We start from the raw sequence: 13,091 nt of genomic DNA on the forward strand, positions 1-13,091 counted from the left end.
AGTCAGAAGCTCAGCGTGCCGAGCAGCTCGAAGGTGTTGCGGTAGACGTGCACGGGCTCGCTGACCGCGCCTTCGAGCGAGCCGGGCGCGGTGAGGTCCCGGATGCCCAGCTCGTGGCGGGACAGCACGTAGCCGGCGCGAAGCCCGCCGTCGAGGCCGCGCAGCCCGGGGAAGAAGCCCTTCACGAGGATGACATCCAGTCCCGCGCCCAGGTGCAGCGTGTTGGGCCACAGGTTGCGGAAGAAGCCGGGCAGGCGAATCCAGTATGAGTTGGGGTTGGCCATCCCCACGCCGTTGATGTTGCCTTCCTCCAGCCGGTACCACGTCAGCCCGTAGCCGACCTTGACGTACGGCTGGAAGCCGCCGGGCAGGATGTTGTAGCGGATGCTGCCCGCGTACTCCCACAGGTTCAGCTTCGCGCGGAGCCGGAAGAGGCTGTCCTCGCCCGCCAGCGGCACGTCGATGCCCAGGTCGCTGCGCGAGTGGAGCAGCGTGTTCTCCGACGTGAAGCGGTTGCCCAGATAGAAGCTCACCTTCAGCGTGGGGGAGATGGCCGTGTCCACCACCGGCTGGATGAACCGGGACGGCTGCTCGCTGAGGGTCGGGTCCAGGGCGAGCAGCTGCGGGCCCCACTCGGCGAACTGCCGGTCATTGAGCAGCAGCGCGGCGAAGTCCTTGTCGAGCAGCCCGATGCTGATGCCCGCCTCCACGCTCACGCGTCGTCGGGGCAGCTCCTTCTGGGGCGTGTAGACGGGCTCGTGATTCTCCACCAGCGCGCGCACGGGCAGCCCCACCACCCGGTAGAGGAAGTCGAACGGCGGCAGGCTGATGAGGATGGCCACCGGGCCGTTGAGGAAGCCCAGGTTGTTGGAGAAGTCGTCCTGCACGTCCAGCGGGAAGAACCAGGGCAGCTCTCCGGGCGCGTAGCGGACGAAGCCCGCGTTGGGCGCGGGCCGGTTCCAGCCCTCGCTGAAGGCAGGGCCGGTGATTGACAGGTTGCCCATGTCCGAGTGCGCGACGATGCCCGCCAGGGGCGACGCGGCGGAGGGATAACCCCAGCGCAGCGGCAGGATGAGCCAGGACCACTCGCGGCGCACGTGGGGGTCTTCGATGGCCAGGTCGTAGACGCGCTCCCAGTCCGGCACCAGGTCGATGCGCTCCGCCATGTCATAGCGGACCACGTCCTCGGGCAGGGGCCGCTTCGGGTCCGACAGGTACTCCTGGTGGTCGAAGTGCTTGGGCACCGCCTCCGTGGAGCCCGCGGGGCCCACGCCCTTGAAGACGCCGGGCAGCGGATACGTGGCGTGGGACTCGCGCGCGTGAGGGCCGGGCGAGGCGAGCAGCTGCTCCAGTCCCTTCGAGTCCGCGCCGATGTATCCGATGGGGTGCGTGTTGATGCGCGTCTCCTTCTCGTCCGCCCAGACGTAGCTGCGCACCCGCGTCAGCAGCTTCTTCTCGCCGGGGTGGTCCTCGCCGCGCAGCTCCAGCAGCTCCTCCCAGCGCTCGCGGGGCAGGTATGCGTTGGGGTGCGCGAAGTCGAAGACCATGGAGTTGCGGTGGAAGAAGTACTCGGTGCGCTTGAGGACCAGCGGGTCCGGGCCGTCGGCGGCCCAGCCGCCCGCGAGGATGCGCCGCACCTCGTCCTCGGTGAGCGCGCGCTCCACGGCGGACAGCGGGGAGATGACGGCGCTCACGTGCTCCCAGTCGCCCTCGTGGTTGTTGCCTCCGGCGTTGAACGGATAGAAAAACCAGAACTGGATGAGCAGCTCGTAGCCACGCAGTCCGCGCTCCGCGTCGCGCACCTCCGCGAGGAAGGGATGCGCGTAGACCTTCTCCGTGCCCAGGTAGCGGCGGGCAATCTCGTCCGGGATGGGGCTGGCATACGCCTCGTGCCACGAGGAGGGGTCGAAGCCCGGGAAGTCGAAGTACATCACCGTGAAGGGCGCCTGCTCGGCGGCCACCGCGTCCTGGCGCAGTCGGGGGATGGTGGGGTGGTCCGGGTGGAACTCCCGCAGCAGCGCGATGAGGCGGCAGTCGTCGCGCGCATCCCTCCCGGACTGCTCCGTCTGGAGCGCGACTTCGGGGGCGCCGTCCTCGGGGCATGGGTGGCCGAGTGAGGAGAAGTTGATGGAGTCGCTGCGCATCAACACCGAGCCGGGCTTGGCCAAATCCCACGTGTCCATGCTCAAGAGCAGGCCTCCGGGCAGGTTCCGGAACGCCTTGTGGTCCATGGGGAAGGTGTACGTGTTCTTCACCAGGATGGGCGCGAAGCGCACCGCCAGCGCCTGCAGCACCCGGAACCGGTTGTCGTCCATGCCGTCGCGCGGCGCCTCGTCGCGATAGGACGGGTCCGTCGTGTCGCCGTAGAGCGAGAGCGCTTCGCTGGCCGTCGTCTGTCGGACGATGCGCGGGTAGGCCAGGGGCACGAAGCGGAAGTACTCCTCGCGCGTCGGGGGCTCGGATGCGCTCGCGTCGCTCGAGCCCGTCAGCAAGCCCACGAGCAGTGCAATCCGCGCGGCGTGGACCGCGATACCCTGGCGCATGGTGTCCCCCCGGCACTCGCGGCGCCGTGCCTCATGGGAGGCGCTCGCGATGCGGGGAGACTAGGAGTCGTGCTCCCGCCCCCTCCCAGGGGATGTGCGGGGAGCGTCGAACACCGCACGGATGACCGGGTGGACGGGGGAGGGACTCACCCCGGCGCACCCGGTGGTCAACAGCCGCGGCGCGTGCCCGGCCCGGTGGACCGATGGGCCCGCGTGCTTGCTCCGCTCAAGCAGGCAGCGGGTCCGTGGAGCCCTGCGTCGTCGCCAGAGGCGTGGACGGCGCGGTGCTGGCGGCGACGTGCGGCGCGGGGGCGATGGTCGACTCGCCCATCGTCTCGCCGTGCTGGCTCAAGTCGAGTCCCTGCTCCTCCTGCTCGCGGGTGACGCGCAGCGGGACGATGCGGTCCACCAGCTTGTAGAGCAGGTACGAGCCGATGAAGGAGAAGGCGGACACCAGCGCCAGCGCCACCATGTGCATGAAGAACGTCTTCGTCTCGCCGTAGATGAGCCCCACGTCCTTGGCCAGCACGCCGGTGAGCACCATGCCCACCACGCCGCCCAGGCCGTGGCAGGGGAAGACGTCCAGCGTGTCGTCGATGGACGTGCGGCTCTTGAAGTGCACCGCCGCGTTGCTCACGAAGCTGGCGACCAGGCCCACCATGATGCTCTGCCCCACGGTGATGAAGCCCGCGGCCGGCGTCACCGCGACCAGGCCCACCACCGCGCCCACGCACGCGCCCATGGCGCTCGGCTTGCGATTGCGCAGCCAGTCGAAGGCAATCCAGCCCAGCATCGCCGCCGCGGACGCCGTGTTCGTGGTGGCGAAGGCCAGCGTCGCCAGCGACGAGGCGGACAGCGCCGAGCCCGCGTTGAAGCCGAACCAGCCGAACCACAGCATGCCCGTGCCCAGCATCACGAAGGGCAGGTTGGCCGGCGTGTGTGAAGCGTTCTCCAGATGGACCTGCCGACGCCCCAGCACCAGCGCGCCCGCCAGCGCCGCGAAGCCCGCGGACATGTGCACCACCGTGCCGCCCGCGAAGTCCAACACGCCCAGCTGGCGAAGGAAGCCCTGCGGGTGCCACGTCATGTGCGCCAGCGGCGCGTAGATGACCAGCGTGAAGAGCACCATGAAGAGCACGTACGCCTTGAAGCGCACCCGCTCCGCGAAGGCGCCGGTGATGAGCGCCGGGGTGATGATGGCGAACTTGAGCTGGAACAGCGCGAACAGCAGCAGGGGAATGGTGGGCGCCAGGTCCGGGTGCGTCTCCCCACCCACGCCGCTGAACATGAAGAACGTCCGCGGATCGCCGATGAGGCCGTGGATGCTGTCACCGAAGCAGAGGCTGAAGCCCACCACCACCCAGAGCAGGCTGATGACCGCCATGGCGATGTAGCTCTGCAGCAGCGTGGACACGACGTTCTTCAGCCGCACCATGCCGCCGTAGAAGAACGACAAGCCCGGCGTCATCAACAGCACCAGCGCCGTCGCGGTGAGGATCCACGCCGTGTCCGCTGGGTTGATGGGCCCCCCTTGCTTCACCTGCGCCGCCGGCGTCACGAACATGCCCGCCACGCCCACTCCCACCAGCAGGGCCAGTGCCAACCACTTCTTCATCGCGTCACCTCAAGGAAGACCTGACGCAATGCAGTATGGGGTCGGTGTGGTCCAGATTCAACGGCTGGAGGCTAAAATTGATGTGTCCAGAGCTAAAAATAGGAAGATTTGAGATAAAGTTGGATGAATCTGGCCTGGATGTGGGTTCGTCTACTTCACGATGATGCGGCCATCCTTGATGTCCAGGTCCTCTCCGCCCTTGAGGACGACGTTGCCGCCGTCTGTCTGGACGGTGCAGGGACGCGCGCCCTGGATGGTGACGGAGGCCGTCTGGCTCTTGCCGAACGAGACGGTGGTCCGCACGCCGCTGCACACCGCCGTCCAGGTGTAGTCGCGTGAGTCGCGGTTGTAATAGCGCACGGTGACGGCGGCCCACGCTGCCGACGACGCGAGCAGGCCAGCCACGAGGGTGGCGCTCCAGAGCCTGGCTTTCATGTCCCCATCCTCCCTTGAAGGAAATCGGCGCAGTCATACCCGGTGGCCCTGACGCGCGCTCGCCCTGCGACGAGGACGTACCCGCCGGCACTGCACGCTTCATCCCCGCGTGGAGTCCTACGCGGACATACGAGTCGGCGCGTGCGCGCGGCTCACGCGGGAGGCGCTGGCGAGGCCTGCTCCAGCTGCTCGGGGTGGAGGTGGAACCAGCGGGCGATGAGCATCACCTCCTGGGCCTCGTGGGCGCGCAGGCCGAGCGTCTCGGGCTCCGGGCGCTCGAAGATTTCGCGGGCGCGAGCCTCCAGGGCCTCGCGCTCCTCGGGCGTGCGCGGCGCGGCTCGCTCGTCGCGCACGCTGCCCCGACGCAGCACGTAGACGCGGTCCTCTCCGGCGTGGCCCGGCACCGTGTACACGAAGGACAGCCGCTTCATCGTCCGGCCCAGGGAGACCATCCACTCGCGGAGGTTCTTCAGGCGCTCCGCGCGGTCCCTCAGCTCCGCCGCGTACTCGAACTGGAGGCGTCGGGCGGCCAGGGCCATGCGCTCGTGCAGCAGGGTGAGGGGAACGTCGGAGGTGCCCTCCAGGAAGGCGCGGGCCTGGGCGATGCGGGCGTCGTACTCCTCATGGGTGCAGCCGCCGGCGCAGGGCGCGAGGCAGCGGGAGAGCTGGCCTCGCATGCACAGGGGCTCCTGCTTCAGCGGGAAGAGCTGCCCCTGGTTGGCCAGGCGCATGGGCGTGTCCGCCGCGCAGTCCCGCAGCTCGAGCAAGTCATTCACCGCGCGCACCACGTCGGAGACGGCGCCCTGTCCCTGGAAGGGGCCGTAGTAGTCGCCGCTCGCGCCGGTGACGCGCCCCACGACGTGCAGGCGGGGCACGGCCTCCTTGGTGAGGTGCAGGAAGCAGTGGCCCCTGTCTCTCTTGTGCTCCACGTTGTAGAGCGGGCGGTGGAACTTGATGAGGCGCAGCTCGCGCAGCAGCGCGGCGAACTCGCTGGGCGTGTGCTCCCACTCCACCTGATGCGCGTGGGCGATGATGTCCGCCGCCTTGTCGCCGGGCTCCGCGCGAAAGTAGGAGAGCAGCCGCGAGCGCACCCGCACGGACTTGCCCACGTAGAGCACTTCGCCCGAGGGCCCCAGCATCCGGTAGATGCCGGGCCGGTTCTCCGCATGCGCGCGGACGTGGTCGAGGAGTGAGGCGACGCGGGAGGACATCGTGAAGCGGTGGCGCGACCCATGCGGGCCAGAGGACGGCTCACCGTACACCCGGGCGCGAGCCCGATGCGTGCGGGCCTCGCCTGGCGGCGGAGCCTGTCCGGGGAGCTGACGGGCCTGCCACGCGCCTCAACCCAGGCGGGCGAGGGAGGGCCACCTGTTGTCGGTTGATGAAGTTATGTGAAGCACCTTTTCTCGTTTGGTTAACGGCGTTAAGCCATGTGCCCATGTAATCCCACCCTCGTCCGGAGGCTGGGGGCTCCCGCCCGGACAGGGGCGGGAAGGAGTCGCCGCCATGGTGCGTGTCCCGTCGTTGACCCTCTCCGCCGCGTGGGTGAGCGGCTTCCTCGTGCTCCTCGTGGGCCTGCTGTCCCTGGTGGGGTGCTCACGTCCGGCCACCGCGGCCTCCGGTCCTCCCGTCGCCCGTGAGGCGCCCGTCCAGGTGCGCTCCGCGCCCGTCGTGGCGGAGGACGTCGTGCGGCCCGTGCGCGCCAGCGGGGTGCTCGCCGCGAAGCAGGAGCTGCGGCTGTCCTTCAAGCTGGGGGGCATCGTCAGGCAGGTCGCGGTGGACGAAGGTCGGTCGGTGAAGCGGGGGCAGGTGCTGGCCGCGTTGGACCCGTCGGAGATTGGCCCGCAGGTGGCCCAGGCGCGCGAGGCGAGGGACAAGGCGTCGAGAGATTTGGAGCGCGCGAAGCAGCTCCACGAAGCCCAGGTGGCCACGCGCGCGCAGCTGCAGGACGCCACCACGGCTTTCGAGGTCGCTGACGCCGCCTGGAGCGCCGCTGCCTTCAATCAGCGTCAGGCCACGCTCGTGGCGCCCTCCAACGGACGCATCCTCCGGCGGATGGTGGAGCCCGGCGAGGTGGTGTCCCCGGGACAGGCGCTGTTCCAGTTCGCGAGCGAGGACGGCGGCTGGGTGGTCCGCGTGGGCCTGACGGACCGCGAGGTCGTGCGCGTGCAGGAAGGTGACGCGGCGGAGGTCGAACTCGACGCCTACCCCGGCCGGACGTTCCCCGCGCGCGTCAGTGAGATTGCCAGCGCCGCCACGCCGGGCCTCGGTACGGCGGAAGTCGAGCTGGAGCTGCGCCCGCCGACGGTGCCACCAGTCCGTGTGGCTGGCGCCGACGAGCGCGGTGTCGCCGAGCTCCCGCCGCGCCTGCTGTCGGGGCTCTCCGCCAAGGCCCGCGTCCTCCCGTCCGAGCGCCAGGCGGTGCGCTTCATCCCCGTGGAGGCCCTGCTGGAGGGGGATGGTGACGTGGCCAGCGTCTTCATCATGAGTCCGGATGGACGGAGTGCTCGACGCCAGCGCGTGCGAGTGGCCTTCCTCTCCTCCGAGGACGGCCGCGCGGCCCTGTCCGAGGGGCCCGAGGTAGGTGCCCACGTCGTCACGGACGGCGTGGCCTTCCTCCGGGACGGGCAGGCGGTGGCGGTGGTGGGGGCGCGATGAAGCTCTCCACCGCGGCCGTGAAGAACCCGCAGCTCACGCTGGTGGTGTTCGCCATGCTCGTCGCGCTGGGCGTCTCCAGCGCGCTGTCCATTCCCCGGGCGGAGGACCCTGTCTTCCCGATGCCGGGCTTCACGCTCGTCGCCGTCTACCCCGGCGCGAGCCCGGCGGACCTGGAGCAGCTCGTGGTGGACCCGCTGGAGGACGCCTTCGAGGAGCTCGATGACGTGAAGGAGGTGCGCAGCCGGATGGAGGACGGGCTGGCGCAGGTGGACATCGAGTTCGAGTCATCCGCGGACCCGGATGACAAGCACGCGGAGGTGCTGCGGCAGGTCACCGCCACGCGGCCCCAGCTCCCGGCGGGGCTGGTGCGCCTGGAGGTCATCCGATACAGCGCGGCGAACGTGAGCGTGGTGCAGTTGGCGCTGGTGGGGCCTCACGTCTCCGCGCGGGAGCTGGAGCGGCACGCGGACGCCCTGTCGGACCGGCTGAAGCACGTGGCCGGCGTGAAGAAGGCGGAGGTCTTCGCCGCGGCGAAGCAGGAGGTGCGCGTGTCGGTGGACCCGGAGCGACTCGCGCGCGTGGGCGTGTCGTTGGAGCGGGTGCTGCAGGCGCTCGGCGGCGCCAACCTCAATGTGCCCGCTGGCAGCGTGGACCTGGGCGCGCGGCGCTTCAACGTGAAGACGAGCAGCGAGTACACGTCGCTGGAGCAGGTGCGCGCCACCGTGGTGTCCGGCGGCGCGGCGGGCGTGGTGCGCTTGCAGGACGTGGCGGACGTGTCGTTTAGAGACCAGGACGCGGTGCACCTGGGCCGCTACAACGGCGAGCGCGCGGTCTTCGTCGGCGTCACGCAGAAGGAAGGCGGCAATGTCTTCGCGGTGAGGGATGCGTCGCTGGAGGTTGCTCGCGAGTGGGCCCGGGAGCTGCCGAAGGGCCTGCGCCTGGAGACGGGGTTCGACCAGTCGCTCCAGGTGGAGCGGCGGCTGGGCGGCTTCGCGGCGGACTTCGCGCTGGCGCTCGCCCTGGTGTTGTTGACGCTGCTGCCCCTGGGCTTCCGGGCCAGCCTCATCGTCATGGTGTCCATTCCCCTGTCCCTGGCCCTGGGGCTCGCGGCGCTGCACCACGCGGGCTTCACGCTCAACCAGCTCTCCATCGTCGGCTTCGTCATCGCCCTGGGACTGCTGGTGGATGACAGCATCGTGGTGGTGGAGAACATCGCCCGCTTCCTGCGCCTGGGGCACGGCCGGGTGAAGGCGGCGATTGAAGGCACATCGCAGATTGGACTCGCCGTGCTGGGCTGCACCGCCACGCTGGTGCTGGCCTTCGTCCCGCTGCTGTTCCTGCCCGGCACGTCCGGCCAGTTCATCCGCAGCCTGCCCATGGCGGTGGTGTTCACCATCCTCGCCTCGCTGCTGGTGTCCCTCACGGTGATTCCGCTCCTGGCCAGCCTCTTCCTCTCGGAGGGCGAGCACCCGGAGGGCAACCGCGTGCTGCGCTTCTTCCACCACTTCATCGAGCGCAGCTACCGCCCGCTCCTGCACCGCGCGCTGGCGCGGCCGGTGCTGACGGTGGTGGTGGCGGCGGCGCTCTTCGTGGGCAGCCTGGCGCTCGTCCCGGTGGTGGGCTTCAGTCTCTTCCCGAAGGCCGGCACGCCCATGTTCTACGTGAAGGTGGAGACGCCCGAGGGCGCCAGCCTGCCGGAGACGGACCGGGCCGTGCGCTTCGTGGAGGACACCCTGCGCCGCCGGCCGGAGGTCGTCTCCGTCTCCGCCAACGCGGGGCGAGGCCACCCGTCCGTCTACTACAACGTGCAGCCGAGCGCGGAGCGGCCCAACGTGGGCGAGGTCTTCGTGCAGCTCCATGACTACGACTCGGAGACGACGCCCGCGCTCTTGGACGCGCTGCGCGCGGAGCTGTCCGCGTACCCCGGCGCGCGCATCGAGGTGCGCGAGTTCGAGCAGGGGCCTCCCATCGAAGCGCCCGTGGCGGTGCGCCTGGTGGGGCCGGAGCTGGAGACGCTGCGCACGCTGGCCGCGCGGACCCAGCAGGTGCTGGAGACGACGCCGGGCACCCTCTACGTGAAGAACCCGGTGCAGACGCGCCGCACGGACCTCCAGGTGGAGGTGGACCGGGAGAAGGCGGGGCGGCTGGGCGTGCCCGCGGCGGAGGTGGCTCGCGCGGTGCGCTTCGGGCTCGCGGGCCTGCCGGCGGGCACCTTCCGCGACGAGGAGGGCGAGGACCATCCCATCCTCGTCCGGATGCCGCTGGAGTCCGGCACCTGGCCGGCACTGGGCTCGCTGGAGCGGCTACACGTGGCCAGCATCACCGGCGCGCAGGTGCCCTTGGGGCAGGTGTCCCAGGTGCGGCTGGAGGCCAGTCCCAACCGCATCACCCACCATGACGGCGAGCGCTCCGTCACCGTCTCCGCCAGCGTGGCCACCGGGTACATCAACGACAACGTCATCCAGGAGGTGCTGCGCCGGCTGGACGCGGAGGTGAAGCCTCCGCCGGGCTACCGCCTGGAAGCGGCGGGAGAATTGGAGAGCCGCCAGGAGAGCTTCGACGGTGTGTCAGCGGCCGGCATCATCGCGGCCTTCGGCGTGCTGGCGGTGCTGGTGCTGGAGTTCCGCACGTTCCGCAGCACCCTCATCGTCGCGTCGGTGATTCCGCTGGGGTTGGTGGGCGGCATCCTCGCGTTGTTCCTCACCGGCAACACGCTGTCCTTCACCGCCTCCATCGGCTTCATCGCCCTGGTGGGCATCGAGGTGAAGAACAGCATCCTCCTGGTGGACTTCACGAATCAGCTCCGCGCGCGGGGCCTGTCCGTGGACCAGGCCATCGAGCAGGCGGGCGAGACGCGCTTCCTGCCCATCCTGCTCACCACGCTGACCGCCCTGGGGGGCCTGTTGCCCCTGGCGCTGGAGCACAGCAGCCTCTACTCCCCCCTGGCGTGGGTCATCATCGGCGGGCTGATTTCCTCCACCGTCCTCACCCGGGTGGTGACGCCGGTGGTGTACAAGTTGTTGGCCCCGGAGGTGGAGCGGGAGGGCGAGGCACCGGCCAGTGAAGGGCCGACGTCTCCGCTTCTGCCCGGCTCCGTCGCATCGGCCGGGGGCGCGGCATAGCGGCACTCGAGAGGCACCATGGGCATCAAGGAGCGACGAGAGCGGGAGAAGCAGGCGACGCGGCAGCGCATCCTGGACGCCGCGCGCGAGCTCTACGTCCAGGAGGGCTACGAGGCGATGACGATGCGGCGCGTCGCCGAGAAAATCGAGTACAGCGCCACCGCCATCTACGTGCACTTCAAGGACAAGGCCGCGCTCATCCAGGAGCTGTGCGCCCATGACTTCCTGCGCTTCGCGGAGGTGCTCAACAAGGTCGCCAAGGTGAAGGACCCGGTGGAGCGCCTGCGGAAGATGGGGCGGGCGTACATCGACTTCGCCCAGGAGTACCCCACCACCTACCGCCTGCTCTTCATGGAGCGCCGCCCGGCCGAAGTGGGGGCCACCAGCGCGGAGGGCCCGGAGCAGGGCAACCCCGAGCAGGATGCCTATGCCTTCCTCCGCCACGCCGTGCAGGAGGCGAAGGACGCGGACTGCTTCAAGCCCGAGCACCAGGACGTGGACATGGTGAGCCAGGCACTCTGGGGCGGCCTGCATGGCCTGGTCGCGCTGCACCTGGTGATGGGGCCCGAGGACAAGTGGATCGACATGCGCCCGCTCATGCGCACCGCGGTGCTGATGACGGACCTGCTCCTGGAGGGCCTCTGCAAGCCCTCCAAGGCAGGCGGCGCTACGCGGGCTCGATGAAGTTGAGCCGGTAGCCGTCCGGGTCGGTGACGATGACCTCCCGGGTGTGCCACGGCTGGATGGCGGGGCCCTCCACCACGGCCCCCTGTGCCTGCGCCCGCAGGAGCAGCTCGTCCAGGCCGCTTTGTCCCTCGACGCGGAAGCCTACGAGGACACCCAGTCCCCGCCGGCCTTCCAGCTGCAACTGCGTTGGAGGCGCGACGAGGTAGACGTCCACCGCGCCCGCCCACTGGAGGCGGACGAAGGGGGGCTCCGCCTGGGTTCGCTCGAAGCCGAGCGCCTCGTAGAACGCGAGCGAGCGCGTCAGGTCCGAGACGAGCAGCTTGACGAAGGCCGGAATCACTTCGTGAGGCCTTCGGCGACCAGCGCCGCCTGCACGTGCGGGCGAGCACCGACGCGCGCGTGGTAGGCCCGCACCGCCGGGAACGGCTCCATGTCCAGCTGCATGGGCTTGGCCCAGTTCAGCACGGTGAAGAGGTACGCGTCCGCGACGGAGAACTGCTCACCCAGGAGGAAGCTCTGCTTGGAGAGCAGCGCGTCCAGCGTCTTGAAGCGCGTGGCGAGCCGGTCCTTGTAGATCTTCTTCCCCTCGTCCGGAAACGCCGGGTTGAAGAGAGGGCTGAAGGACTTGTGGATTTCGGTGCCGATGAAGTTGAGCATCTCCTGGAGCTGGTAGCGCTCCAGGGTGCCGTTGGCCGGGGCCAGCTTCGCCTCGGGCGCCTGGTCCGCGAGGTACTGGACGATGGCGGGGCCCTCCGTCAGCACCGCGCCGTTGTCCAACTGGAGGGCGGGGACATAGCCCTTGGGGTTGACGGCGAAGAAGTCCGCGCCGGTCTCCGTCTTCTTGGAGCGCAGGTCCACCTTCTCGATGTCGAACTTCAGGCCCGCCTCACGCAGGACGATGTGCGGGGACAGCGAACAGGCACCGGACGAGTAGAAGAGCTTCATGGGAGCGGATTCCTCACGTGTGGGGTTTCGAGGCGCGCAGTTCTGCACCTTCCCGAGGAGGGATTCCACCGTTTCGAGAGGGCAGGCCCGGCAGGTTGCCTGGCTCCTGGGTCCGAGGGGCCCCGCTGCCGGGGGCGTGCGCGGAGTGGTAGTTCTTTTGCTCGGAGGTCGGCGCCGGCTCGGGGAGCCCGCCACGCCTCCTTACCCCCAGAGCGAGCCCGGCCCCCGGGGCGCTCCGTCAGACATGGCCGGGCCTCGCGCCCGAACCTGGAAGGACCCTATGCGTTTCAAAGTCACTCTGCTGCTGCCCGTCGCGTTGCTGGCGTGGGGCGTGATGCCGGCGTGCTCCGGTGATGACGACGACAAGCCCGACGCCGGTGGCAACCCGAGCGACGGCGGCACGGGCACCGCGTCCTGCCCCACGGGCGCCCTCATCTGCGAGACGTTCGAGAACGGCTCCTCGGGTTGGGACGTCGGGAACACGCACTCCACCATCGAGGCGGACACCACGAAGCCGCACACCGGCGCGCGCTCGCTGCACGTCGTGACGGAGGACGGCATCGACGAGAAGCAGGGCGAGGGCGAGGCGATTGCCCGATGGATGAGGACCATCCCCGCGTTCGAGACGCAGCTCTTCGTGCGCGCGCACGTCTTCATGAAGGCCTTCCCCGGTGACCAGGGGCAGATGGGCACCTACTTCGTCCTCTTCTCCGACAGGGACTCGGACTTCGGCGGCATCGAGCTTCAGGTCATCCGCGACACGGGCTTCGCGCTCGATGACTGGTCCGCCCGTTCGGGGCAGGGTTGGAACCGGCAGGGGCCGCCCGTCAACCTGGGCATGTCCGCTGGCCGCTGGGTCTGCCTGGAGTGGGAGGTGCGCCGCCCCACCGCGTCCAGCACCCACGGCAACGCGCGCGTCTACGTGGACGGCGCGCTGGCCCACGACTTCACCGACATCGGCATGCGCTCCTTCAACAACTTCTGGGTGGGCTACGGCTTCGTGCACCCCCAGGGGCCGTCCGCCTCCGAGACGTGGATCGACAACCTCGTCGTCAGCCGCACCCAGCGCGTCGGCTGCGAGTAGCA

General features: G+C 69.7%; 10 protein-coding genes. 4 read left to right on the forward strand and 6 right to left on the reverse strand.

Annotation, left to right across the window (positions count from 1 at the left end; all coding sequences use genetic code 11):
- Positions 1 to 2: 2 nt before the first annotated feature.
- The 4 genes from LZ199_RS43790 to LZ199_RS43805 all read right to left on the reverse strand — a co-directional run bounded on the left by LZ199_RS43790 (position 3) and on the right by LZ199_RS43805 (position 5,804).
- On the reverse strand, positions 3 to 2,543 hold the full coding sequence (locus tag LZ199_RS43790; RefSeq protein WP_253999785.1) for a hypothetical protein: 2,541 nt from the start codon (positions 2,541 to 2,543) through the stop codon (positions 3 to 5).
- 226 nt (positions 2,544 to 2,769) lie between these two features.
- Complete coding sequence (locus LZ199_RS43795; RefSeq protein ID WP_253999786.1) at positions 2,770 to 4,158, reverse strand: ammonium transporter; 1,389 nt, start codon at positions 4,156 to 4,158, stop codon at positions 2,770 to 2,772.
- Positions 4,159 to 4,308: 150 nt separating this feature from the next.
- The gene (locus LZ199_RS43800) at positions 4,309 to 4,593 is read right to left on the reverse strand and encodes a hypothetical protein (protein ID WP_253999787.1); all 285 of its coding nucleotides are present in this window, start codon (positions 4,591 to 4,593) and stop codon (positions 4,309 to 4,311) included.
- A gap of 152 nt (positions 4,594 to 4,745) precedes the next feature.
- Complete coding sequence (locus LZ199_RS43805; RefSeq protein ID WP_253999788.1) at positions 4,746 to 5,804, reverse strand: UvrB/UvrC motif-containing protein; 1,059 nt, start codon at positions 5,802 to 5,804, stop codon at positions 4,746 to 4,748.
- A 295-nt stretch (positions 5,805 to 6,099) separates the two neighbouring features.
- Here LZ199_RS43805 and LZ199_RS43810 point away from each other — a divergent pair, with 295 nt between their 5' ends.
- Genes LZ199_RS43810 through LZ199_RS43820 form a run of 3 tightly spaced genes read left to right on the forward strand, consistent with a single transcriptional unit; the run spans position 6,100 to position 11,057 of the window.
- A complete protein-coding gene (locus tag LZ199_RS43810; RefSeq protein WP_253999789.1) occupies positions 6,100 to 7,251 on the forward strand; it encodes an efflux RND transporter periplasmic adaptor subunit in 1,152 nt (383 codons plus the stop codon).
- Positions 7,248 to 10,373 (forward strand): efflux RND transporter permease subunit, encoded by a 3,126-nt coding sequence (locus LZ199_RS43815; protein WP_253999790.1) that lies wholly within the window; start codon positions 7,248 to 7,250, stop codon positions 10,371 to 10,373. Before LZ199_RS43810 ends, LZ199_RS43815 begins: the two co-directional genes overlap by 4 nt.
- A gap of 18 nt (positions 10,374 to 10,391) precedes the next feature.
- A complete protein-coding gene (locus LZ199_RS43820; RefSeq protein WP_253999791.1) occupies positions 10,392 to 11,057 on the forward strand; it encodes a TetR/AcrR family transcriptional regulator in 666 nt (221 codons plus the stop codon).
- Here LZ199_RS43820 and LZ199_RS43825 read toward each other — a convergent pair.
- Positions 11,041 to 11,400 carry a VOC family protein gene (locus LZ199_RS43825; protein WP_163870362.1) on the reverse strand — a complete coding sequence of 120 codons (360 nt, stop codon included), beginning with the start codon at positions 11,398 to 11,400 and terminating at the stop codon, positions 11,041 to 11,043. The genes LZ199_RS43820 and LZ199_RS43825 overlap by 17 nt on opposite strands.
- On the reverse strand, positions 11,397 to 12,005 hold the full coding sequence (gene gstA, locus LZ199_RS43830; RefSeq protein ID WP_253999792.1) for a glutathione transferase GstA: 609 nt from the start codon (positions 12,003 to 12,005) through the stop codon (positions 11,397 to 11,399). Before gstA ends, LZ199_RS43825 begins: the two co-directional genes overlap by 4 nt.
- 280 nt (positions 12,006 to 12,285) lie before the next feature.
- Here gstA and LZ199_RS43835 point away from each other — a divergent pair, with 280 nt between their 5' ends.
- Positions 12,286 to 13,089 carry a hypothetical protein gene (locus LZ199_RS43835; protein ID WP_253999793.1) on the forward strand — a complete coding sequence of 268 codons (804 nt, stop codon included), beginning with the start codon at positions 12,286 to 12,288 and terminating at the stop codon, positions 13,087 to 13,089.
- Positions 13,090 to 13,091 lie beyond the last annotated feature (2 nt).

It is taken from the genome of Myxococcus qinghaiensis (assembly GCF_024198215.1).
Taxonomy (GTDB): domain Bacteria; phylum Myxococcota; class Myxococcia; order Myxococcales; family Myxococcaceae; genus Myxococcus; species Myxococcus qinghaiensis.